The 24,517-nt window shown below is 26.4% G+C and carries 27 protein-coding genes; 10 read left to right on the top strand and 17 right to left on the bottom strand.

Translation table 11 applies throughout. The features are described 5' to 3' along the window. Nucleotides 1–307: 307 nt before the first annotated feature. Nucleotides 308–649 carry a zinc ribbon domain-containing protein YjdM gene (locus BN8917_RS03115; RefSeq protein WP_066870490.1) on the bottom strand — a complete coding sequence of 114 codons (342 nt, stop codon included), beginning with the start codon at nucleotides 647–649 and terminating at the stop codon, nucleotides 308–310. Between the two features lie 282 nt (nucleotides 650–931). Between BN8917_RS03115 and BN8917_RS03110 the strand changes: the two genes are divergently transcribed. After that, the gene (locus BN8917_RS03110; RefSeq protein WP_066870487.1) at nucleotides 932–2,575 is read left to right on the top strand and encodes a GxGYxYP domain-containing protein; all 1,644 of its coding nucleotides are present in this window, start codon (nucleotides 932–934) and stop codon (nucleotides 2,573–2,575) included. Nucleotides 2,576–2,626: 51 nt separating this feature from the next. Here the strand turns inward: BN8917_RS03110 and BN8917_RS03105 are convergent, their stop codons facing one another. Continuing rightward, a complete protein-coding gene (locus tag BN8917_RS03105; protein WP_235829976.1) occupies nucleotides 2,627–4,018 on the bottom strand; it encodes an MATE family efflux transporter in 1,392 nt (463 codons plus the stop codon). Between the two features lie 188 nt (nucleotides 4,019–4,206). On the opposite strand from BN8917_RS03105, the gene BN8917_RS03100 reads away from it, so the two are divergent. Next, nucleotides 4,207–4,929, top strand: a complete 723-nt coding sequence (locus BN8917_RS03100; RefSeq protein WP_066870484.1) for an MBL fold metallo-hydrolase — start codon at nucleotides 4,207–4,209, stop codon at nucleotides 4,927–4,929. Nucleotides 4,930–5,001: 72 nt separating this feature from the next. Here the strand turns inward: BN8917_RS03100 and BN8917_RS14330 are convergent, their stop codons facing one another. The 8 genes from BN8917_RS14330 to BN8917_RS03065 all read right to left on the bottom strand — a co-directional run bounded on the left by BN8917_RS14330 (nucleotide 5,002) and on the right by BN8917_RS03065 (nucleotide 14,033). Beyond that, the gene (locus BN8917_RS14330; RefSeq protein WP_159426724.1) at nucleotides 5,002–5,166 is read right to left on the bottom strand and encodes a hypothetical protein; all 165 of its coding nucleotides are present in this window, start codon (nucleotides 5,164–5,166) and stop codon (nucleotides 5,002–5,004) included. A gap of 242 nt (nucleotides 5,167–5,408) precedes the next feature. Beyond that, nucleotides 5,409–6,572: a cyclically-permuted mutarotase family protein gene (locus BN8917_RS03095; RefSeq protein WP_066870481.1), complete on the bottom strand. Its 1,164-nt coding sequence runs from the start codon at nucleotides 6,570–6,572 to the stop codon at nucleotides 5,409–5,411. A 151-nt stretch (nucleotides 6,573–6,723) separates the two neighbouring features. Beyond that, nucleotides 6,724–6,930: a helix-turn-helix domain-containing protein gene (locus tag BN8917_RS03090; RefSeq protein WP_066870478.1), complete on the bottom strand. Its 207-nt coding sequence runs from the start codon at nucleotides 6,928–6,930 to the stop codon at nucleotides 6,724–6,726. A gap of 8 nt (nucleotides 6,931–6,938) precedes the next feature. Next, the gene (locus tag BN8917_RS03085) at nucleotides 6,939–7,427 is read right to left on the bottom strand and encodes a DUF2975 domain-containing protein (protein ID WP_066870475.1); all 489 of its coding nucleotides are present in this window, start codon (nucleotides 7,425–7,427) and stop codon (nucleotides 6,939–6,941) included. A 70-nt stretch (nucleotides 7,428–7,497) separates the two neighbouring features. Next, nucleotides 7,498–9,258 carry a DUF4153 domain-containing protein gene (locus BN8917_RS03080; protein WP_084748463.1) on the bottom strand — a complete coding sequence of 587 codons (1,761 nt, stop codon included), beginning with the start codon at nucleotides 9,256–9,258 and terminating at the stop codon, nucleotides 7,498–7,500. Nucleotides 9,259–9,449: 191 nt separating this feature from the next. Further along, nucleotides 9,450–9,764 carry a hypothetical protein gene (locus BN8917_RS03075; RefSeq protein ID WP_066870472.1) on the bottom strand — a complete coding sequence of 105 codons (315 nt, stop codon included), beginning with the start codon at nucleotides 9,762–9,764 and terminating at the stop codon, nucleotides 9,450–9,452. 31 nt (nucleotides 9,765–9,795) lie between these two features. Continuing rightward, nucleotides 9,796–13,467, bottom strand: coding sequence for a VWA domain-containing protein (locus BN8917_RS03070; RefSeq protein ID WP_066870469.1), 3,672 nt, complete (start codon nucleotides 13,465–13,467; stop codon nucleotides 9,796–9,798). Between the two features lie 248 nt (nucleotides 13,468–13,715). Continuing rightward, nucleotides 13,716–14,033, bottom strand: a complete 318-nt coding sequence (locus BN8917_RS03065; protein ID WP_066870465.1) for a hypothetical protein — start codon at nucleotides 14,031–14,033, stop codon at nucleotides 13,716–13,718. A gap of 138 nt (nucleotides 14,034–14,171) precedes the next feature. On the opposite strand from BN8917_RS03065, the gene greA reads away from it, so the two are divergent. The 3 genes from greA to BN8917_RS03050 all read left to right on the top strand — a co-directional run bounded on the left by greA (nucleotide 14,172) and on the right by BN8917_RS03050 (nucleotide 16,605). Then, entirely contained in the window at nucleotides 14,172–14,639 is a 468-nt protein-coding gene (greA, locus tag BN8917_RS03060; RefSeq protein ID WP_066870462.1) for a transcription elongation factor GreA, read from the top strand. A 116-nt stretch (nucleotides 14,640–14,755) separates the two neighbouring features. Further along, nucleotides 14,756–14,965 carry a zinc ribbon domain-containing protein gene (locus BN8917_RS03055; RefSeq protein WP_066870459.1) on the top strand — a complete coding sequence of 70 codons (210 nt, stop codon included), beginning with the start codon at nucleotides 14,756–14,758 and terminating at the stop codon, nucleotides 14,963–14,965. Nucleotides 14,966–15,579: 614 nt separating this feature from the next. After that, complete coding sequence (locus BN8917_RS03050) at nucleotides 15,580–16,605, top strand: HoxN/HupN/NixA family nickel/cobalt transporter (RefSeq protein ID WP_066870456.1); 1,026 nt, start codon at nucleotides 15,580–15,582, stop codon at nucleotides 16,603–16,605. A 162-nt stretch (nucleotides 16,606–16,767) separates the two neighbouring features. Here the strand turns inward: BN8917_RS03050 and BN8917_RS03045 are convergent, their stop codons facing one another. Together BN8917_RS03045 and BN8917_RS03040 are read right to left on the bottom strand one after the other, a co-directional pair. Next, complete coding sequence (locus BN8917_RS03045; RefSeq protein WP_066870453.1) at nucleotides 16,768–17,508, bottom strand: EFR1 family ferrodoxin; 741 nt, start codon at nucleotides 17,506–17,508, stop codon at nucleotides 16,768–16,770. A gap of 113 nt (nucleotides 17,509–17,621) precedes the next feature. Next, nucleotides 17,622–17,993: an ArsR/SmtB family transcription factor gene (locus tag BN8917_RS03040; protein WP_066870450.1), complete on the bottom strand. Its 372-nt coding sequence runs from the start codon at nucleotides 17,991–17,993 to the stop codon at nucleotides 17,622–17,624. A 340-nt stretch (nucleotides 17,994–18,333) separates the two neighbouring features. On the opposite strand from BN8917_RS03040, the gene BN8917_RS03035 reads away from it, so the two are divergent. From BN8917_RS03035 to BN8917_RS03020, 4 genes are all read left to right on the top strand, one after another. Continuing rightward, nucleotides 18,334–18,612, top strand: coding sequence for a CD3324 family protein (locus tag BN8917_RS03035; protein WP_066870447.1), 279 nt, complete (start codon nucleotides 18,334–18,336; stop codon nucleotides 18,610–18,612). 242 nt (nucleotides 18,613–18,854) lie between these two features. Continuing rightward, nucleotides 18,855–19,514: a FusB/FusC family EF-G-binding protein gene (locus tag BN8917_RS03030; protein ID WP_066870444.1), complete on the top strand. Its 660-nt coding sequence runs from the start codon at nucleotides 18,855–18,857 to the stop codon at nucleotides 19,512–19,514. A 221-nt stretch (nucleotides 19,515–19,735) separates the two neighbouring features. Then, nucleotides 19,736–19,924, top strand: a complete 189-nt coding sequence (locus BN8917_RS03025; RefSeq protein WP_066870441.1) for a hypothetical protein — start codon at nucleotides 19,736–19,738, stop codon at nucleotides 19,922–19,924. 12 nt (nucleotides 19,925–19,936) lie between these two features. Continuing rightward, nucleotides 19,937–20,191, top strand: a complete 255-nt coding sequence (locus tag BN8917_RS03020) for a spore coat protein (RefSeq protein WP_066870439.1) — start codon at nucleotides 19,937–19,939, stop codon at nucleotides 20,189–20,191. Nucleotides 20,192–20,295: 104 nt separating this feature from the next. Here the strand turns inward: BN8917_RS03020 and BN8917_RS03015 are convergent, their stop codons facing one another. The 3 genes from BN8917_RS03015 to trxA form a co-directional block, all read right to left on the bottom strand. Then, on the bottom strand, nucleotides 20,296–21,498 hold the full coding sequence (locus tag BN8917_RS03015) for a cytochrome c biogenesis protein/redoxin (RefSeq protein WP_066870436.1): 1,203 nt from the start codon (nucleotides 21,496–21,498) through the stop codon (nucleotides 20,296–20,298). 139 nt (nucleotides 21,499–21,637) lie between these two features. After that, a complete protein-coding gene (locus BN8917_RS03010; protein WP_407641397.1) occupies nucleotides 21,638–21,919 on the bottom strand; it encodes a winged helix-turn-helix transcriptional regulator in 282 nt (93 codons plus the stop codon). Between the two features lie 95 nt (nucleotides 21,920–22,014). Beyond that, nucleotides 22,015–22,329 (bottom strand): thioredoxin, encoded by a 315-nt coding sequence (gene trxA, locus BN8917_RS03005; RefSeq protein ID WP_066870431.1) that lies wholly within the window; start codon nucleotides 22,327–22,329, stop codon nucleotides 22,015–22,017. A 218-nt stretch (nucleotides 22,330–22,547) separates the two neighbouring features. Between trxA and BN8917_RS03000 the strand changes: the two genes are divergently transcribed. Beyond that, nucleotides 22,548–23,108: a cupin domain-containing protein gene (locus BN8917_RS03000; protein ID WP_084748461.1), complete on the top strand. Its 561-nt coding sequence runs from the start codon at nucleotides 22,548–22,550 to the stop codon at nucleotides 23,106–23,108. Nucleotides 23,109–23,284: 176 nt separating this feature from the next. On the opposite strand, the gene BN8917_RS02995 is transcribed toward BN8917_RS03000, so the two are convergent. Both BN8917_RS02995 and BN8917_RS02990 read right to left on the bottom strand, forming a co-directional pair. Next, complete coding sequence (locus BN8917_RS02995) at nucleotides 23,285–23,980, bottom strand: LiaF transmembrane domain-containing protein (RefSeq protein WP_066870426.1); 696 nt, start codon at nucleotides 23,978–23,980, stop codon at nucleotides 23,285–23,287. A 1-nt stretch (nucleotide 23,981) separates the two neighbouring features. Next, nucleotides 23,982–24,437 (bottom strand): LytTR family DNA-binding domain-containing protein, encoded by a 456-nt coding sequence (locus tag BN8917_RS02990; RefSeq protein WP_066875355.1) that lies wholly within the window; start codon nucleotides 24,435–24,437, stop codon nucleotides 23,982–23,984. Nucleotides 24,438–24,517: the final 80 nt, after the last annotated feature.

The raw sequence follows: 24,517 nt of genomic DNA, 5'->3' as shown, positions 1-24,517 counted from the left end.
TAGTTGTATCTTCATAGACTATCTTAAATAAATCCACAACAAATAAAGGTATGCTTATACCCCATTTTTAGATTTATTTAACTATAAAATTTATCTATTTAGATACTACCCCGCTCATCAAGCACCTCACTAATTAATTTATTTCATCTTTAATGAAATCTATCTTTAATCACATCTTATTATAAAGAACTATTTCTTGTCAATAAATCTTGAGCTATCCATAAAATGTTTCCACATACGTAACATTTTATTTATTTTTATAATAAAAAAACTAGGTAAATTACCTAGCTTATTTATATTTATTAAATTATATCTTTTTAACAAATTCTGATTTTAAGCTCATAGCTCCAAAGCCTTCAATCTTACAATCAATATTATGATCTCCATCAACTAAACGTATATTCTTTACTTTTGTACCCTTCTTTAATGCTGATGAAGCTCCTTTTACTTTAAGGTCCTTTATTATTGTTACAGAATCACCATCTTGTAATATGTTTCCGTTTGAGTCTTTAACTATTAATTCATCTTCATTATTTGCACCTTGCATATCTGCATTCCATTCATAAGCACATTCTGGACAAACTAAAAGACTTCCATCTTCATATACATATTCTGAATTACACTTTGGGCAATTTGGTAAAGTATTCATAATTTAATTTCCTCCATTTGTTATCTATTCTAGTATTAAAATTAATTTTAATTTTTAAAATCTACACCAAGTAACTACATAGATTATTATATAAAATCCTTATATAAAGATATAAGTACTTTGTTATAGGCTTATATAATATCATAGTATTTGCCTATTTACAAACTTTACTCCAAAAGCTAGAGCTTATAAATTATATTTATTATGTTCTATTTACTATGAATAAAGTTCAATATTCTAAGCAAAGCTAATAGATAATAATTAAATATGAGGTAGATACTTATGATAAAATTTTTAAAACCCAAAATATTTATATTTTTTAGCTGCTTATTCTTTATCTTTATTTCCTATTCTCCTAAAGTTTTTGCAAACTCTAGTTTAATACAACAGCCTTTATCACAATTAAGTAAAACAAATGAAGCTGATTCTCCTTTTATTAAAAATTCTATAATTCCTAAATGCCTTTATGTAATTTCAGAAACTGATATGACTAAAGAAGAACAAACTATGATAGCTACACTTCAAGGTATTGTGGCTACTAAATCTGATAAGCAAATTTATATTATAAGTCCTACTGAACCTGATTATGAAATTTGGCTTCAAGATTTAAAAAAGAATTATAAAGTTAAATATAAAAAAGTTAAGGACCCTTGGAAATTATTAAATCAATTCAAGTCACTTACTAATGGATATGTACTATATAGTAAATTAAATATGTCATCTATAAATAATGCTTGTACTCTTGCTTCATTAAAAAATTCAATAGCTATAGATGAATCTTTAGAAACTAAAGTTAAAGACTTAGGCATAGATAATTTAATGAAAGATTGTAGAGATACTGATAAATACTGGGCTTTCAATAATCTTTGGGATTCATTAAATCACTCCACAGTTATAGAATTATCTCCTTATAATCCTATGGCTTTAAGAGATTATGCAATAATATCAAAATCTCTAATTTTCTATGAAGATAGTCTAGATGACTTTTCTTTAAGAGAAAAAATCTTTAACTCTATGGATAATAATGCTCATTGTCTTGGTTGGGGACCTGATGAACATAAAAATGTATTATCTGCTTCTAAAGCTGGTGTAGATGTAATTGCTGCTGATTGGTCTTATAATTTATCTATACTAAGCTCATTTCCATCTATTCCTCAAAAACAAAAAATTAATAATAAAATAATTTCAGAAGATGGTGTTCATTATGTTACCTTTATTATGTCTGATGGAGATAATCAGCAATGGCTACTTGGAAGTAATTATGGCTCAAAAAATTGGTTTGGTTCTCCATATAGGGGGAATTTCAATTTAGGTTGGTCAATAAGTCCTTCTCTTTATTACTTAGCTCCAAATGTTTTCAATAAATACTATGACAGTACCAGCTATTTAAAATATAGTGATAACTTTATAGTCCCTCCATCAGGTAATGGATATATGTATCCTAGTAAATTTCCTATAGATAAATTAGATAACTACACTAAAGTCCTAAGTGATTATATGAAAAAAGTAGATCAGCATTCTGTATTAATACTTGATGATGAAGCTTTTTATAAAGAAGATTTATGGAATAAGTATACTACTCATGATAATATAAATGGTCTTTTCTATCTTAACTATGAAAAGAATAATAGTTATAACGGAAAAATATTATGGTCAGATAATAAGCCTATAATATCTTGCAGAGATTTACTTTGGGGTGGTTTAGAAGATGAGAAAACACTTATAGAAAATATTAATGAAAGAGTGAAACTTGGATATACAGATATAAAAAATCCTAATTCTTATACATTTGTTTATGTACATGTATGGAGTAATACTATGGATAATGTTCAAGATGTAGTAAATAAACTAAATCAAAATCCTAAAGTAAGAATTGTAACTCCAGATAATTTTATAGAATTAATTAAAAATAATGTAACTAAATAAGATACTTAATTTATAAAAAAGGCACCCATTAAATTAAATGAGTGCTTTTTACTATACATCAGCTTTTAGTTTTATTTCCTTATTCATTCTCCTTATTTCAAAATACATAAGTGTAGCTGCAAGAGTGGCAGCAATAATATCTGAAATAGGTCCTGCATACATTATTCCATCAATTCCAAAGAACAATGGGAAAATTAATAATAATGGAATTAAAAATAAGATTTGTCTTGTTGAAGATAAAATTATACCTTTCTTTGCTTTTCCTATAGCTGTGAATAAGGTTGATGTTACAGGTTGAATTCCATTTATAAAAGTCATAATCATATAAATTCTAAAATATTCTATAGCAAATTCAAAATACTCTTTGCTTCCACCACCAAAAATACTAATAATTTGTTTTGGAAAAACCTGAAATACTATAAATCCAATTGTAGCTATTATGCTTGCGATAATTACTGAAGAAATATATGTTTTCTTTACTCTACTATAATTTTTTGCCCCATAATTAAAGCTGGCAATTGGCTGACATCCATGTCCTACGCCCATAATAAAAGCCATAAAAACTATATTAACTTTTGAAATAACACCAACACAAGCAAGTGGAATCTCACTACCATATTTAGATAAAGCTCCATAATATGTGAGAGTGTTATTCATTGTTATTTGTACAAGAGTCATAGCAAGTTGATTAAAACAAGCAGAAACTCCCAGTGCAGCAATTGATTTTATATATCTTATTCTTGGTATAAAATTTTCCTTTGATAACTTAACTGATTTAAAATTTAATATATATCTAAAGGCAAGTACACTTGATGCAATTTGACCAATAACTGTTGCCCATGCTGCTCCTGCAATCCCCATATCAAAAACAAATATAAATAATGGATCAAGTATTGTATTTAATACAGCTCCAAAAAGTACACATAACATAGAATATTTTGGACTACCATCTGCACGAATTAAATGGCTAGCTCCAGTTGAAAATATAAAAAAAGGAATCCCAAAAGAAGTGATACTTGTATATGTCAAAGCAAGAGATAAAACTTCACCACTTGCTCCAAACACTAGTATTAAAGGTTTTAAAAAAATAATAACAATACCTGTAAGTATTGTTCCACCAATTAACATTGAAGAAAAGCTATTCCCTGCAATATAAGCTGCTTTTTCTTTTCTTCCAGCTCCTAAATTTAAATTATAATTAGAAGCACCACCAATTCCTAAAAGTAAAGCTATTGATGTACTTATTGTAGTTATTGGAAAAGCAACATTTGTAGCTGCATTCCCTAATATCCCAACTCCTTGACCAATAAAAATTTGGTCAACTATATTGTATAATGCACTTACTAATAAAATAACGATAGATGGGATGGCAAACTTAAAAATTAATTTGCCTATTTTTTCTGTTCCTAAAAAATTTCTTGATTGTTCCATAGTTGCTTTCATAAATATACTCCCTTATTATAACTACCTATTAATACTTATATGATTTATAAGTGCAAAAGAGTTAAACAAATTTAATTTAGTCTTTACCTTAATAAGTTTATAAAAGCTATAAGAAGTTATATAATAATACCCACTTAAAAATTATTTAATTAGAATTTTATATAACAAACAAAAGAGGAGATTTAAATATGAAAAAACTAAGCGTAAAATCATTAGAAGCTTCATTAACTTTTGGTGGAAGAGAAATGATTATTCATCCTGTTCTTATTTTCGATGAAGAAAAAGCTGTTCTTATAGACTCTGGATTCTCAGGGCAATTTGAAGTTTTAAAAAAAGAAATCGAAAAATATATAGATATAAATAAATTAAAGGCACTTGTTATAACACATCATGATATTGACCATATTGGTACTGCTAAAGAATTTAAGGAACTTTTAGGTGATAATCTTAAAATTTACTCAACTGATGTAGAAGCTGATTATATATCAGGTAAAAAAATACCACATAAACTAGCGGCATTAGAGAATAATAAAGAAAACTTAGATGAAAACTCAAAAGGAAGACTTGAATTCTTTAGAAATGGATTTAATAAGATATTTGTAGAAGTTGATGAAACCTTTAAAGCTGGAGATAACTTACCTATATTTAATGAAGTGCAAACATTAGATATGCCAGGACATACAATAGGACATATCTGCATTTATATCCCTATTGAAAAAACTTTATTAACGGGTGATGCATTAATGCTACAGGATGGAAAACTTATAAGATCAAGAAATACTTCTAACTTTAACCCAGAACAGGCAATCCAATCATTAGATAAACTAAGAGGATTAGATATAGAAAAAGTTCTTTGCTATCATGGTGGAGAATATTTTGGTAAAGTAGATGTTGATGAATTACAAAAATAATATCTTTCCTGGGAAATAAGATTAATATATCAAAAAGGTAGTTAAATTAATTTACCTACCTTTTTATAAAATCTATTTTACAGCATTCTTATAAACTACAAAGTATTTAATTATTTGATATATTATTATTCCAACAAGCATACCAATAACTAAATACTTACTATCTATTCCAAGTCCCTTTATAATCATTGTACCTAATATACCTATCAATACACCAAAGAAGTTATTCCATTTCATATATAATCCCCCTAAACCTAAATCACTAATTCCCAAATCATTATATTTAATTATAGTATTACTTTACTTAATTTTATGTCGATATAAGAACTATATTCATTAATTATTTTTGCTCCAATAATAATATTTAGGGATTTAGGATAAGTGGAAACTAATCAAAGATATGTGGATAACTTTAATTAAAAGTTATCCACAGCTAAATAAAAAAACTACCTACAACAAGTAAGTAGTTTTTTAGTATTTTATTTATAGATTAAAGTTCCTGAGTAAATTCTTTCTGTTCTAGTACCAGGTTTAACTTCTCCATTTATTGAATATATATTATCTCCTTCAAGAATTAACCCTTCTCCACAAGGTGCATTAAAAGGTATTTCTCCTGTACTTGTCCATTCATTTGTCTTAGAATCATATATTAAAACTTTTCTATTCCAATTAAATTCAGCAGGATCAGCTCCAAAATAAGCTTGTTTAAAATCATCTAATTCTTTATCTTTTAATGAACCTAATTTATCTACTGCATTATCATAAATCTTTTTATTAAATCCACCTATAACAAGCATTCTATCTTCATCTAGTTTTACAGAGTTTGCTCCTAAAAGTGAAATTTCTTCATCACCAATTTTAACATCAGCAATCTTACTCCAAGAATTATTTTTTATATCATATTTATATCCATCTGTATAAGCAACCTTATCTCCACCACTAAATACATAAATATTATCCCCAAGCACTTGAGCTACTGCTTGATTTCTAGTAGCTTCACCTGGAATAGCTGCTAATTCTTCTGTTTTTCCAGTTTCAGTATCAAATTTATAAAATTTATTACTTGCTTCTCCATTTTGTTTTCCAAGTCCAGTATATATAAACTTATCATGTTTTACTGAAATACCATCAGCAAGAGTAAAAGGTAAATCTCCTATATGTTCTGTAGTTATTTCACCTTTATCATCAGCTTTAATAAGTGTAACATTATCAGCTTCTTTTTCATTTGGACTTCCACCTACATAATATATCCCTTCATCAGTAGTTATTGAATTCCCATATCCAATCTCATAATCTAAAGTTGTATGATTTACTTGTTTCAATCTTCCATCTTCAGCTTTTAACACATAGATATCTGGATATAATACTTTTGTTCCACCTTTTGAAGCTGGTTCTTCTGGAAAGTTTGCTCCACCACCAACAATAATATAGCCATTAGACTTACCAGCAAGTATACCTGCAGTACCAATATTTTTATCATACCTTTTTTGTGCTTCTAATTCTCCACCTTGTTCCCAAAGAATTTTTTTCACTTCTTTTTTCTCCTTTGAGTCCTCAACCTTAGAGCTTGTCCCACTAGTACATCCAACTAAAATTAATGATGTAGCTGCTATAGCTACCATAGCTTTTAACACTTTTCCCATACACTCCACCTCACAAAAATATTTATAAATTTGAATACTGGTTATACTCTATAATACTTTTATGAAATCGTTTCTATACCAATCAATAACAAATATTTTTATTAAATTTAAAAATAAAAAGAGGTTATCTTAAATCAGATAACCTCTTAGTTTATTCTTCAGTATATTCTATTATATCTCCTGGTTGACATTCTAATTCTTTGCATATTGCTTCTAATGTAGAAAATCTTATAGCTTTTGCCTTATTATTTTTAAGTATTGATAGGTTAGCATTAGTTATTCCAACCCTTTGAGCTAGTTCTTGTAGTGACATTTTTCTTTTTGCCATCATTACATCTAAATTTATTACTATAGCCATACATTCACCTATATTGTTAGATCATTATCTTCTTTATATTTAACTGCTTGCTCAAACACTTTAGAGAGTATTCCTATAAAACATCCAGCTAATAGAAATATAAATATTTCAGCATCAGTATGAATACCTTTTGAATCTATATAAACTATACTATAGCTCTCTTTTCCTATATTCACAAGAAAGTTTATAAGATAACATCCTGCTATTATAAAACAACTAAAAGTTATTCTTCTTAACGATTTTACATTCTCCCAAGTAAAAGGATTCTCTAAAACTAATGTTTTTATAACTCTTCTTAATTCTATTATAACTACAAAAGTACATATAATCCCTATTGTTAAGAGAATAATTAAAATTATACCTTCAATACTTTTCATATTGTTTTTAGAAAATGTTGTGTAATAAGTAAACCCTGTTAATATAACTCCAAAGAATAATACAAATCCAAGAATAATGTTTAAAATGCCTGATAAAGATTTTTTACCGTAATACTTCATTCTTACCCTCCAAAATATCTTTACACATATTCATAACATTATAATACCATACAACTATATATTTTACATTTTATTTATCGTTATAATAATTGTATTCATACCACTGTGAAGTAAGTTGTTTCTGCTCTTTATATTGCATAAATTGTTCTTTACTTATTTTCCCTTGCTCATAAGCTTTTAATACTACATCATAACTATCTAATGATAAAGTAGATAAATACTCAATATCTACACCTTTTCCTTTTGCATTTAAATTATATTCAGCTATCATCTTATCCATATTACAGAAGTTAATTCCTAAATAAATTATACTTCCTATAATTATACAATATTTAAATAGCTCAATCTTTTTCCATAGTGATACAGCTATAAGCACTAACATAATTAATATAAATATCATAAAAATGCTAGTTACAAATCTTAATTGTGTCATACCAAACTCTCTTATATAAAGTCTCATTTTATATAAAGATGTAAGTCCCATATTAAAACTTAGTATAGTCATTAATGTATTTAAAGAACAAGTTAATTTACTATTATCTATTCTATTTTTAAAGTAAAGAATTATCATTATATTTAAAACAACTACAGCAATCAGTTGGAAGAATCCATTTCTCGCATAACTTGAATACTCTGCTGGGCTAAGATTAAAATTACTAACCTTTATATATAAATATTTTATTTGTACATAAGTAAATACAAGATAAAGTACATTTACTAAAACTAATATAGTATTAACCATACTTTTATCAAGTTTAGTTACAGTCATCTTATATGTTCTTTTAACCATAAATTTAAAGCTTGAGAAAAGATAATATATATATATAAATACTAAAGCAAATACTATTAACTTTAATAATACTCCACCTGTACGTATTAAAGATATTGCATTTATCATATTATTTATAGTATCTTCAAATATACTTGCAAATATTTCATCTGCTGAAGATAAAAGTACTATAAGAAAAATTAACAATGGTATTGAAATAATTACTCCTTTTATAACTCCTCTATACTTACTATTTTTAAAATTGAAATCTTCTCTATTCTTAAATAACTTTCCAATCATTCCAACATGGGGATTAATAAAAATTCCTATAGTTATATTAGGTATAACATTATTAAGTAAATCTTCTCCCTTTAATCTTATATCTGAGAAGTTTATCATATATAAACTTGTTGCTAAAGTTAAAGGTATCAATATTATATTTATCTCTCTAAAAATATAATTAGTAAATATCGCATAAGTTACACTAAGTAATATTGATACTCCTAAAAAATAGACACCAGTATAATTTATCTTTTTTACTTTTCCTATAGAAAATATAGCACTCGCAGAAATTATTGTAACTATTATAGGTACAGATATTCCAAAATAATTAAATTCATTATTACCTACAAAAAGAATAATTGTAATTAAACCTATTAGTACCGCCATAATTGTATTTTTTATAGTAACTTGTTTTTCTTGCTTATTAAGCTCAAAATCATTTGTTATAAATTCATAAGAACAAAATATATTTAATAATCTAAAATCCCTATAACCTATATCTTCAGATTTTATTTCATTAAAAGCCTTTAAAGCGCTTCTATCAGTAACACCTTTGTATTCAAGAACATCAATTAATATTACTTTATACTCATCGCCATAATAAATAACATCCTTTTCCTTAATTATTTTTAAAAAGCTATACTCCATTTTATCTTTGATATATTTCTCTACTCTTTCTAAATGATCTGTGTCCTCTCCCTCAAAATATTTTAATTTCTCATCCTCATGCATAACTATGGATGAACCTTTAGTTTTTAAAATGTATAAATATTTTTTCATATTTCCTCTCTCCCAAATTATTTCTTACTAAATAATATCACCTTCATTTTCTTTTTTCAATATATTTTTATTGTTTTTCAATAAAATTTTATTAATAATCAATTAAATATTATTTTTAAACATAAAAAAGCTATCTTAGCATTACACTAAAATAGCTTCTCTTTTAAAACACTAATTTAATTTTACTTCTCTTATAAGTAGAAAAAAAACGTCCCTATAATTAAAGTCATAAGAATAGGATTTGCCACTAATAGTATCATAAAAATCTTTTTATTTTTTTCTTGATTATATTTAAGATTTACTCGATAAACTATATAAGTTAAGACCTCCATATATATACTCATTGATATTGAAATATATATAGAAATATTGTTTATATCTGCATTTAACCTACTAATTCTCTGAGCAAAAACTGCAAAGAAATAAAAAAATACTAAGAAATGTATTGGTATTAATATTGTATATATCAATACATACATCCAAATCATTTTTGATTTATCTGTCATATATCACCTCAAAACAATAATATATAGTTTATTATCTAAAATTATAAGATAAATTAGAATTAAAATAATTATCAAAATGATGATAATATACTCCTATTCCATGTCCCAATAAATTCTTCTTACATTCCTTGTCTAATGCTTTTTTTGCATTTATAAACTTAACATTTCCCACTAAATAACTATTAATTCCAAACAAACTAACAAGATCTGAATCTATTTTATAACTAAATAATTTATTTTTAAATATTTGCTCACTCTTGCCTACTAATATTTTACTTTTTGGTACAAATCCAGGAGCAGCCAAAGGAACACTTTTCTTAAGTTTAGAACTATTATCCTTTAAAATCCCCCCATATAACCTAGCTGGTATCTTAAGTATTGAAGGTATTTGCCTAGCTATATTATCATTAGTATTTATTATTGACCCTGTAACTTTTGTTGCTAACCATCCACCTAAAGAATGTCCTGTCACATAAATTTCATCATTTTTATACTTTGCCATTACTTTTGCTGTAAACTCATAAGCTTTATATAATTGTAATGATGATGATCCCTTAACAATTCCATATATATCAGCCCAAAAAACATCCCCTATAAGATCATTCTCAAAATCTGTTCCTTCAAATGAAATTATTATTTTATTCCCCTTTTTCATAGCAATAGCTCCAAATCCACCATCTAATATCTCTTCTAATTCTATTTTATTATGAGAATCATCTGATTCAATAATTGTCCAATCTAATAGTCTATTAAATTCCTTAGAATTAGCTCCTACTGCACTAGATACTTTTTTATTCTTATACTTATCAGTTTTACTATATGCTAAATTAGAAGCCTGTTTAAATATTTTATCACTCTTATCAAATTTTCCTAATACAATATTATTTTCATAAGGTTTATCATCTTCCTTGTCAGGTATACCATCCCCATCCATATCTTGATTTCCAGCATCACCATGTATATCATCTTCTATATCTCCTATTTCTTCTCCTGTCTTAACATGATAATACTTTCCACCAGTTTCATTTGCTATTTTTTCTAATAATTTTTTATCATAACTTGTTCCTAGACCTATTGTATATATTTTTATATTTTCTTTTTTAGCAGCTTCTAATGAACTATCATAAAAAGTTCCTTCTCCATCAGTTAATAAAATTATTTTTTTGTCCCTATTAGAACTATCTTTTAATTGTTCTATAGCACTATCTACTCCTGATGATATATGAGTTCCTCCACTAGCTAATCCTAATTTATCTACATTAGATAATAATAAACTCTTATTATCAGTTAGATTCTGATATATATTAGAAGAACTTGAGAATCCAATTAAAGCCATTCTATCCTCTTCCACTTTTTTATTTATGAAATGTTTAGCTAATTGTACTCTATATTTATTTCTATCATTACTAGACATACTTCCAGAGGTATCAATTACAAATGCTAAATCTAACTTTCCCTTTTCTGATGGATGTTTAATCTCACTTTCCCAATATTTATCCCATTCTTTTTTATCTATTAAAATAAAATTATCATTTATATAATAATCTATTTCCTCTGAACTTTTACTATTCTTAGTAAATTGTTCTATATTATTCTTTAACTCTAATGAAACAATTCCGTCTTTTGATTTATCCTGGCCTTTTACTTCAACTAAAGTATTCTTTTCTTTATCTAATTTGTATAATGTAGGGTCAGCCCCTTCTTTTATTCCTGATTTATCATAATTAAATTTCATTGATACATCTGTTGAACCTTTTGGTACTTTAATTGAATATGGAGAACCCATATACCCTGGAGTCTCTTTAGAAGTCATAACATGCATTCCTTCCATATTTGTAATAGATATATTCTCTATCTCCTTTGCCAAGAAATTTCCCTTTATCTCTGCATTTACATTATTATCTTTTTGATATTCTTCTGCTTCATAAGAATATTTAACTATCTCATCTCCATCTAATACTCCATCACTATTACTATCTGTATTATTAGGATTAAACTTCAAGTCAATTTCTAGGCCATCTAGAATACCATCTTCATCTGTATCTCTATTATTTGGATCCGTTTTATATTTATATATTTCATCTTTATCACTTAAACCATCAAAATCACTATCTATTTCTTTTGGATTTGTATTTAATTTCAATTCTTCATTAATAGTTAATCCATCTTTATCTAGATCTTCATCTCCATCTAACACTCCATTTTCATCTGTATCTTCCTTTAATGGACTAGTATCAGATACATATACTTCATATGCATCATCTAATCCATCATTATCAGTGTCCTTAATAAGTGGATTAGTCTTATTTACTAATACTTCTTCTCCATCAGTTAATCCATCACCATCAGTATCACTATTATTAGAATCTGTTCCTAATTTTATTTCTTCTTCATCACTTAAAGAATCATCATCACTATCTTTAAATGAATCTACTTTTATATTTCTAGATTTTCCAATTCTATTTCCATCTTTATCAAAAGCTATTACTCTATAATAGTATGTAGAGTCTAACTTTTCTGCTGTTGGATCTACATACATATTAGCAATCAAATTATTTTTTACTTCTGTAAAATTATTACCATTTATAGAACTTTCGATTAAATAATATGCATCTTCTATTTCAGTCCATTTTAATGAAACTGCATTGCTCCTTCTCTCAGCTTTTAAATTTATATCTTGAAGCCCATCATTAATTTCTGGCTCTTCACCTGAAATTATATTACCATCATATAAAACTAAAATTTTACTCCAATCTGTATAGTCTATTGCATCCTTATTGAAAGAATAATCATTATACTGATCATATGTCTCCCAATTCTTTTTATTAAATCTACTATGAATCTCTAACTCTTTTCCAACGCCTAACTTATCATTAGAATTTAGTTTTATTGATAAATATCTGTCTGCTTCTTTTCTATCTTCAATATTTTGTATTTCTGGTATAATCTTTTCTTTTCCTATATTAGCCCAGTCTATTACTACTTCTTCTGATGAATCAGAATCTATTGTATAATAGTATCTTAATTCTAGTTTTGATAAATCTAAATTAACATTACCTGAATTTATAATCTTGAACCAAGGATATATGGCTGTAATATCCTTATTTAACTGTTTATTATACATTTTTGAATCTACTTTTATAATAGGTTCTTCATCTGGAATTTCATTAGGAGTAGTTCCAAATATATTTTCTCCATTATATTGAGCTGTTATATCGTTCATAAATGAATAATTTTTTTCCTGATTATAAGACTCCCATTGTTTATTTTGCAATCTAATATTCAATTCAATCTCATCATTCTTTTTTAATTCATTTAATCCATCTTTAAAACTTATGTTTATCCTACTATTTGCTCTTTCATAAGATTGATTCATCTTTTCTATCTCAACATCTACCTTTGATTTATCAATAGAAATCCAATCTTTTATTACCTCTTCATTTTTTATTCCTTGATCATCATACCAATAACTTAGTATTAATTTAGATAAATCTAAATTTTCTTCTTTATTATTTTGAACTCTTATTTTAAAAGATAAAGTATTACTTTCCTTATCTTTTATAACTTCTTCTTTTGATATTTTTACTTCTTTTACTTCTTCAGCATATACTACTTTAGCTATATAAAAATTTTGAACCATTTGTAAAATAAAAGAAAGTAAAATAAGTGTTGCTATTTTTCTTTTTTTATTATTTTTCAACATAATCCTCCCCCTCTCGCTACAATTTTACCTTTTAAATGTTTTTTTGTAAATATTTTTCATTTTTCTTTTTTTTACATTTTTTTTATAAATATTAATTAAATAAAAAATTCAATTAAACATATATTTGTCACTAAATATAGTTAAAAATAACCAATAAAAAAGAGTATCTTTTCTGATACTCTCTAATCTAGACCTCTAACATTTACCTTAATTAAATTTTATTTCTATATATATTTATTTTAAATATCCTATATCTTAAAAATAGATATATATACAATAAAAGGTGTACAAATAAGATTTACTACTGACAATATTTTAAATATTTTTTTATTTTTTTCTTTATACATATATCTTAAATTGTATCGATAAGCTAAATAAGTTAAAACTTCTATATATATATTCATTGCTATCGAAACGTATATCCAAGCATTCCCTATATCTGCATTTAACCTATTAATTTGTTGAGCAATGGCAAAAAAGAAATATAAAAATACTAAAAAGTGTATTGGTATTAATATTGTATATATCAATACATACATCCAAATCATTTTTGATTTATCAGTCATATTTCCTCCCTTACATATTTAAAATAATTATTTATATCTAATATTTTACATTTTATTACTTGAACATTATATAATAAATTCTAGTAAATATGTTATATAATATTAGCATAATACATTTTTGAAGAGAGGTTCCGTTTTATGAATAATACACTAACACCAGAGAATATGAGAAAATTAAAAGAAGAATTAGAATATAGAATGACAACTAAAAGAGCTGAAATCGCAAAAGAAAAAATGATTGCTGCTGCACATGGTGATAGATCAGAAAATGCAGAATATAAAGAGGCCTGTGCAAACTATAGAGCAAATGATAATAGAATCCAATATTTATTAACTATGATTTCTACTGCTACTGTAGTAGATGATACAACTTTAAATAAATCAGTACTTGGAATTAACAGCAAAGCTAGAGTTAAGTTTGTAGAAGATGGAGATGAAGATGTTTTAACACTTGTAACTACTATGGATTTAGATCCTGAAAATATGTGCATAAGCATAGAATCAGATTTAGGAAAAGCTCTATCTGGTAAAACTGTTGGAGATGTAGTTGAAGTTAATGCTCCTGGTGGAAGCTACACAATAGAAGTATTAGAAATATTAGAATAATCTTTAATCTAAACATAAATAATTATATTATTGATATATTTTATTTAATAAACGTATACTTTACTTATATCATAGGTTTAGCTATAAAAATAATAATTTTAATTGGAGGTATATTAATGAATAAAAGACAATTTGTGTGCCCAAAATGTAATCATACTGAATATGAAAGTGACCAATTCCAAGCAACAGGAGGAAACTTATCAAAAGTTTTCAATGTTCAAAACAAGAAATTTATCACTATTAGTTGTAAAAATTGTGGTTTTACTGAGCTATATAAAGGTACAACTTCTACTGGAATGAATATCTTAGATTTATTAATGGGTTAAAATACTATATACTTATCGAACTAAAATGGGGGCTTATTAAAAGTCCCTATTTTTATATTTATAAATGTAATATACTTCCTATCACCGTGTACTCTCTAATAAATTAATTAAAATATTTAATTTTTTGATTAATTTATCTCTATCTACAACTACTTTTTTATACTATTTTCCCTTAAAATAATAAGATTTAAAAAAAATAAAATTTAAATCAAAAAATTATTTTATTTTTTAGTCATCTTTTTGTCATTAATTATACCATCTATAACACTTCAAATTACATCTCATTTTAGTCATTTACACTTTATTGATAATGCATTATCATTTTTAAGATATTGATAACGTATTATCAATTGAATAATTTAAATTCCTTTTTTTATAGTTGTTTCTTTTATAATTTAATACTTAATTAATTTAATATAATATAAAATCTTTACTTATTATATGTTAAACTTCATACTTAACATTATATATTAATTAATAAAACATTAAACAAACTAATTAGTAATCTTTTTGTTTTATTTTGTACTGAATCGTTTTTTATTTGTAGTGAACGTATCTTTTTGATTTATTATAATTTACACGTAAATTAACAATGAAAGGACTGATTATTTTTTATGAAAAATAGTAGTGCAAACTGGAAAGTTGATGCAATAAAATATGGTGCATTTATAATCTTTATGTTTATTTGTGGAATCGTATTACTTTCAACTGGAGTTTTCAAATTCCCAACTCTTTTAGGAATGGGTGTAGTATCTTTAACTTTTGGACTTGCACATGCATTTGACTGTGATCACATAGCATGTATTGATAACATGACTCGTAAACTAGTTCAAAAAGGTGAAAGAACTAGAGGGGCTGGATTCTTCTTTTCATTAGGACATTCAACAGTTGTTATCATCATGGGAATAGTAACAATTTTTGCTGTTAACTGGGCAAAGAAAGCAATTCCTGAATTCCAAGCTGTTGGAGGAGTTATAGGAACTGTTATTTCAGCAGTATTTCTATTAATTCTTGCTATCGCTAATTTTGTTATATTAAGAAATGCAATCAAAACTTTTAAAGAAATAAAAAATGGTACTTATACTGAAGAAAGCCTTGAAAGACCTGATACAGGTTTTGTAAATCGTTCAATAAACACTTTACTTAATGTTGCTAATAAAAACTGGCATATTTATCTTATAGGTTTCCTATTTGGACTTGGATTTGATACTGCTACACAAATAGCTGTTCTTGCTACATCAGCAACTGCAACTGCTCAAGGAGTTCCATGGATCGCAGTATTATCTTTCCCAATTTTATTTACTGCTGGTATGTGTCTTATGGATACATTAGATGGTTTCTTCATGTCAACAGCATATCAATGGGTACTTACTTCACCATTAAAGAAAGTGTACTACAATATAACTATTACTACTCTTTCTATATTAGCAGCTGGTGTTATAAGTATTATAGAAGTTGGACAAGTTCTTGCTATGGAAGAAAACTGGAATAGTGGCTTCTGGGGTTGGTTACAAAACTTAGACTTCGGTAAAATGGGATATGCTCTTGTTGCAATATTTGTAACAGTTTGGGTAGTATCATTAATTTGTTGGAAAGTATTTAATTTAGACGAAAAAGATAAAAGCTTAATGGCAAATTAATTTTCAATTTATTATTTGATATAATAAACCGAAAATAGACTTTAGTAAATACAGTTTACTAAAGTCTATTTTTTATTTTTCTAAATACCTATAAAAACTCAAAAACTCAAAAACTTTTTTTCACTTCAATAAGCTTCTTTCGTTTATCATCACTTCTAATAGTTATAAATAATTTCTAACTTTACCTTTTGTCTTATTTTTATATTCAATAGCTTCTTTAGGACATTTATTAATACAAGCCATACAATGTGTACAATCTTTTCCCCACTTAGGTCTTCCATCAACTAATTGAATATTATTCAGTGGACACACTATCTCACATTTTCCACAACTAATACATTTATCTGTGGAATAAAAACCTTTTGCACTTACAAATGCTGAATAAAATATAGTGTTAACAACTCCACTTTTAAGCTTATCCACAACTGTTATTTTTTCTTGTGGAATATCTTTATTTTCATTTATATCTCTTGATATATCAGATATTTTTTTAGCTGCCTTTTGTACAATCTTATCTGCTTCTTCTTTGGTTGGTGCATCATACATAGCAATATAATTGTCCGGCATAATTACTGAACTAAGTCCTTTAAACTTAAATCCTTTTTCATTACAAAGTTTCTTTGTATAATTTACTGCTTCTCCTGTATCTCCACCACAAGTTAATACAAAATAAGCCTCATTATTTCCTGAAAATTTAGTTTCTCTAATAAAATCTTCTACTACTCTAGGTATTCTCCAAGCATAAGTAGGACAAACAAATACTAATGCCTTATCAGATTTAATTTCTTCTTTACTTCCTCTTTTCATAAGATCATTTATAGAAATAACCTCATCTCCACTAACTGATTGAATCTTCTTTGCTACATACTTACTATTTCCTGTAGCACTAAAATATAAAATCATATTATATCCCCCTATATCTCATAGTTTAATTTAATAAATCTTATTTCAAACAATATATCTGTAATCAATTAAGTTACAAATATTAAATATATTTAACTTAAACTTATTAACAATTACTCATCTTCACACCCTTCTCTATTTTGTTTATCTGAATAATTCTCAATTATCTCATTGATATGTTTAAAAACATTAAAAATCCTTCCGAACTCTGTACCATTAGCATTTATATAATAATAATTTTTAGTCCCTTCTCTTCTCATACCAATAATCCCAGCTTCTTTTAATATCTTTAGATGATGTGATACTGCTGGTCTTGAAAGATGTGTTTTCTTTGTAATCTCTCCAACACGAATACCACTACAATCACTTTCAAGTAAAGCAATGATAATATGCTGTCTTGTTTCATCACCAATTGCTATAAAAGCCTTATTACATTCTTGAAATTCTTTTGATAGCTTAAGCATATCTTCCTTACAATCTTTCATGCACAGCTCTTCCTTTCCTAAAGTATTCGTCCAATTGTTTAAACCATTATATCATATGATTTTCTAAAAATTTCAATGGTTAAGAAAATCGAGACCATTAAGTTAATATCTTCACTATGTTATAATTAAATTAACGTATTGGAGGTGTTTTTTATGAAGGTATATGATACATTCAGCTTTAAACCTACTTGCTCCTGCAAAGACTACAACAAAGTCAGCTATGCTTTGTTTGGAGCCTAAGTTGTTAGTTAGCTGAAATACGTATATTTTAGGCTCTGTAACACATAGCATTTTAGTATTCTTTGCTTTAATTGTACTTTTAAAGTTAAGGAGTAAAAAAATGAAACATGTAAAAGCACTAGATGTGTTACCAACAGAAGTTATTGAAATAATACAAAAATATGTAGATGGAGAATATCTTTATATCCCTAGAAAAAATGAAAATCATAAAGCTTGGGGAGAAAAAAGTGGTATAAAAACTAGCCTTAAGATTAGAAATAATGAGATTTATAAAAAATATCTTAATGGTAGTACCATAAATGAACTAGCTAAAGAATATTATCTATCAGAAAAAAGTATAAGAAGAATTATAAGTCAAGAAAGACAGTTATGCTCATAATCATTACAGAATCATTTATTAGATTGAAGGCTTATTTAGGCTATGATATTATTTCATTGTGGTAAGCCACTTGAAGTTATCATTTCTAATTTAAAATATTGATATAAAATGATTATGGATATGAAATATATTTTTAGAGATGATTATTATTACTTTAAAATCATGTAATATTAATCATCTCTTTATTTTATTAAAAACAACAAACAATTTATATAAATATAAGAAGAGAGGTGCTAGATTTTATGAAAACTTTTATTAGAAAATATGAATATAACTATATAAAAAAATGCTTATTTGATTTAAATAATACTCTAAGAAATTGTACAGACCCTAATATTGTTGAAGCTACTAGAGCTTATATACAAGATAAGATATTAAATACTTTTAAAGATTTATCAAAAGAAGAAATAGAAATACTTGATATTAGTAAGCTAACTGATCCATTACATATTGAAAGTTATCTAAAAGATTTAGACCAATATGTATATGGAATGCCAAGCATCACTAGTACTCAACTAACTAAATTATTTAAAAAAGAAAAGAAACTTAAACTACCTAATTTAGATAATCAGGATTCAAAACTTGTATATTTAGGTTGGATTGATGAATCAATTAGAAAATTACTTATAGCTTATAGTATGGATGGTAAACTTGTAGGAATGGCTTGTAGACTTACAAATTCTAATTCAAATAATGCTAATGTATGTGCTGTTTGTAACCATATAGGTTCTGATAGTGAAGTTGCTTTTGTTTCTCCTATTTGCAAAACATCTAATACAGGAATAGGAGCTTATAAATCAATAGCATTCCATATATGTTTAGATAGTGCAAGTTGTAATGATAGAATTACATCCACAGAAAAGCTCGAAAAACTCTTAAAGGATGTTAATAATTTAAAATAATAATTTTTATCTCCCTCTCCGAAATAAAAAAGCCTAAAGTTTATGTACTAACTTTAGGCTTTTTTACTTATTAAAACTTTTAAAACTTGCTATTAGCTCTTTATATCTTATTACTCTTCTTAAGACTTAACTTTACATAAATCCCCAGTAATATATAACTAAGTATATTAATTACTCGGTGTGAAATACTAATATCGAACTTAATAAAAGGAGGTACGAACATGTTTAATCAATTAAATCATTTAGAGTTACAAAACTTACGTCATTTAATAGGAGCTCACTGCAATACTGAAAAAAAATTAAATGACTATGCTGAAAAATGTACTGATCCTGAATTAGTACAAATGCTAAGAAAAGATGCTGATGACGCAAAAAACAGTAAAGAAAAATTAATGCAATTCTTAAATTAGGAGGTACCTACTATGCAAGAAAAAGAAATGATAAGCGATTACCTTAGCAGCATAAATGCGAGTTTAGCAGGTTATGGTGCTACAATCGCACAAACAGAAAATAGAGAACTTCGTCAAACATTACAAGATATGAGAAACCAAGACGAAATTCGTCAATATAACTTATTTAAAAAGGCTAAGGAAAAAGGTTACTATAAACCTGCTGAGCCTGCTACACAAGATGAAATCTCATCAATTAAGCAAGAATTTTCACAAGAACAACAATAAAATAAATATAAGCTATAACACGAGCTGTGTTGTAGCTTATATTTTTAAAAATACTTACACATTTAAAATATATCTTATCTATTCATATTAAGTAGCTAATTCTTTTATCTTTCACTATTAATAACTTTTTCCATTGTACTTTTATCCATAGCACCTGGTATATATTTAGTTATATATCCTTCTTTATTTATTATAAGTGTTGTTGGAAATGCACTTATACCATATTCAAATGCCATAGTTCCATTATTATCAAATACTACTGGAAATGTAATTCCCTCTTTCTTTAAAAACTCTTTTATATGCTCTTCTGAACCTTCTCTACCTAAATTAGGTGATGCAACTCCTAATATTACTACATCATCTTTATTTTCATTATACTGCTTATACAGCTCTTCTATATAAGGCATTTCTTCTTTACAAGGTGGACACCATGTAGCCCAGAAATTTAAAAATACTGTTTTCCCCTTATATTCACTAAGCGTATGTTTCTTTCCATATTGATCATATAGAGTGAAGTTTATTGGCGCTATTTTATTCTCTTCTTTACTACCTTCATTAGTACTTTCTTTATTATTCTCACTTACACTACTTGCATTTATATTTTGATTTTTAATAGTTAGTTCTTTGTTCATATTACTAAATCCATTAAAAATCAGAACTAATCCAGCTATAATAATAAAAATTCCACCTATACCTTTTATCACCTTCATATAACGTTTCATCTTATCAAACTTTTTAAATAGCTTATTATAGAATAATGATGCTATTATAAATGGCAAAATAAATCCCACTGTATAAGCTAATATAAGTAAATTAGACATAACAATATTATCTGAAGTTGATGCCATAATAAGTACTGATGCTAATATAGGCCCAATACAAGGAGTCCATCCAAAACTAAAAGTAAAACCTAATAAAAATGCTGCTATTGGAGACATAGTCTTAGATTTAATATTTAGCCTCTTCTCTCTACTTAAAAAGTCTGATTTTATAATATCTAAATAAAATAATCCCATGATTACTATGATGATTCCACCAATACTCATTATCATATTTTTATTTGTATCAAAAAATGAACTTAGTGCATGTATAGATGAGCCTAGTATAAAGAATGTAGTAGAAATTCCTAGTGTAAAGAATATTGTATTTCTTAATAAAATACTACGACTGAAATTCGAATTTTTTATATCATCTATACTACTATTAGATAATATACTTAAATATATAGGAAGTATTGGTAATATACACGGTGAAAAAATTGATAATACCCCTTCTATAAACACAATAAAAAAGTTTATATTCTGCATAAAATCCCCCTAATTAATAAACTTTAAGTATATCTTAAAGTAAATACCTAACTTACTCAATTAGGCACTTTTTTGTAACTAGTTATATAACTAAAAAATACTTAGTTAAATTATCTTATAACTATTAACTAATTCTACTTTATTTCCTTTCACATGAAAGATTATTATTGCTCCAGTTTATCATCTTATCCATAATAGGTAATAACAATAAGCCTGAATCACTTAAATAATATGTAGATTCGACTTTATTATTAACTCTCTTTTTTTCATTAATTATAATATTATTGCTAATTAACAATTCTAATTGTTGAACTAACATTTTTTTGCTACATCCTTCAACAGCTCTTTGCAATTCTCCAAATCTCATTTTTTTATCTTGCATACTCCATATTATAACTGCAACCCATTTTTTCCCTAACATATTTGATAAAGCCTCAACAGGACAATCATATATATATTCATCTATATTGTACACTCTAACATCCCCCAATATTATATTTATACTATACTTTATATCTAAACTATTTTATTAATCATTGATATTAATGAATCTTTAGGTAAGAATCCTACCTTTGTAGTAAACTCTTCTCCTTTTTTAAATATCTTTATTGTTGGTATATTCATAACTCTATATTCTACTGCTACATTAGGATTTTCATCTATATCAATTTTAACTATCTTTATATTTTCCATCTCTTCTTGCAACTCTTCTAAAATAGGCTCTAACTTTTTACAAGGTCCACACCAAGTTGCAAAAAAATCAACAACAACTACTCCGCCTTCTTTTAATACTTCTAAATCAAATTCTTTTTCATTTATATGCTTTACCACTTTTAATTCCCCATCTTTCATTTTTTATTTTAATTCTACCAATTAACATCAATACTAACAATTAGGAACTTTAAAGTTACTATTGTCATATCTATATATTTTTACTCTTTTAACTTATACTAAATTTAATTATTCATATATACCATTCTTACAAAGCAAACACATTATATAAATATATTTCATATAATATCATGAACTTCGTGAAAGGAACTTTTAATATGTATAAATTTTATAGAGCATATTCATACCCTTATTGGATTGATACACCAATGTATGATCCTTATTCTTATTGGGCTAATGCACAAATGTATAACCCATATCAATTTATTGATACAACCACATACAACTCAGGCTTTAGACAAGTATCTACTGATTTAAAAGATAATGGACCAAATCCATTTGTAGTTAATATTGAAGAAGCCACTACACGAAATAATACTTTCCGTACAACTTTATGGACAGGAAATCACTTACAAGTTACTTTAATGAGTATTCCTGTTGGAAGTGATATAGGATTAGAAATGCATCCTTCAACTGATCAATTCATACGTATTGAAGAAGGTCAAGGACTTGTTAGAATGGGGAATACTAAAGATAATTTAAATTTTCAAAGACAAGTAACTGATGATTTTGCAATTATGATACCTGCTGGTAAGTGGCACAATATAGTTAATACAGGTACTAAACCTCTTAAATTATACTCAATTTATGCACCACCTCATCATCCACACGGTACAGTTCATCAAACTAAAGCAGATGCAGAAAAAGCTGAGCGTTGATTAAGAGCTTACTGTAAAAACAGTTTTCTATGATAAGTTTAAGCTTTCATAGAAAACTGCTTACAATAAAATCTTTCTCATACTTAATTACACAATAAAAATAGCTTTACATAATTAATTATATTTATATATAAAATAAGCCGTATCACTATTTGCGATACAGCTCTTTAAATTTATTAAATATATATTATTTCTACTCCTGCTAAATCAACTCTTCCAACAAGCGTTAAAACATTTTCTGAATTTTCTAAGTTCTTATTTTTTTCATTTACACCACCTAAATGTACACTTACTCTGTTATCCACACCCCAAGTTTTAGGTACATATAATTCTATTCCAGAAAATGAGGCATCCATTCTAACAATACCTCTTCCATTAAGAAGAGTAGCATTATCAAAATATATCTTCATTGATCCAAAGTGGCATTTTAAATCTGCTTGTTCAAACTTATCTGTATTTATATATTTTATACTTTCAGCAAATGAAGTTTGAAATCTTATATGACTATCATCTTCTATATCAATAATTTCTTCTTTAGAATTCCACTTAGTATATCTACCATACCATCTTGATTCTTTATAAAATATTATATAAAGACCAATACTTCCGAGTAAAGCTGTAAGTAGTACGGTCCATGGAGTAATATCTGTAATACCTAGTTGCTTATCATAAATTATACAAATAAATGCTATTGGGAATAAAATACCTGCAAAACTAATTCTAAATAAGCTTCTTATAATAATTCCTACTAAAAATACAGTTGCTGTTATGCTAAAAGCATTTATACCTGAAAAATAACCTAGTTTACCTACAATTAGTGCTATTGCACATAATATAAATAAGCAACCCCAAAATATCCTTTCCTTTTTCATACTATCTCCTCTTTTCTAATAACTTAAGTTTTAATTGCTTATAATAATGTCTTGAAACATACACCTTTTTATGGGTATTCTGAAATTCAACTAAACTTGATGATGTAAGATTTCTTGTTATTGAATAAATATGATTTATATTTACTATTGTTGATTTAGAAGCTCTTACAAAATCCTTTGGTAAAATTTCTTCTAACTCATAAAGCTTATATTTTACTAAATACACATTATCCACAGTATGTGCACTTATATTAGATTCATCTGTTTCAAAAAATAATATTTCATCTAGAGAAATATAATACTCTGTATTATTCTTATAAAAAGTTATTTGCATCTTTTGTGACAGCATATCTGAAAGTACTCTTTGAATATTTTTAACTTCTTCACTTAGTTCACTACATCTAATAATAACTTCATCCTCTGATATTTTTTCATCAAGTTCAATTCGTATTTTCATATCTTCACTCTCCACATTATCAATTATATTCACTTGATTTTCCTTGTAAACAGATTAAAAGTAAGTGGTAAATTAATAGC

The organism is Clostridium mediterraneense (genome assembly GCF_900091705.1).
Taxonomy (GTDB): domain Bacteria; phylum Bacillota; class Clostridia; order Clostridiales; family Clostridiaceae; genus Sarcina; species Sarcina mediterraneense.
This window is presented reverse-complemented; position numbering and strand designations above follow the sequence as displayed.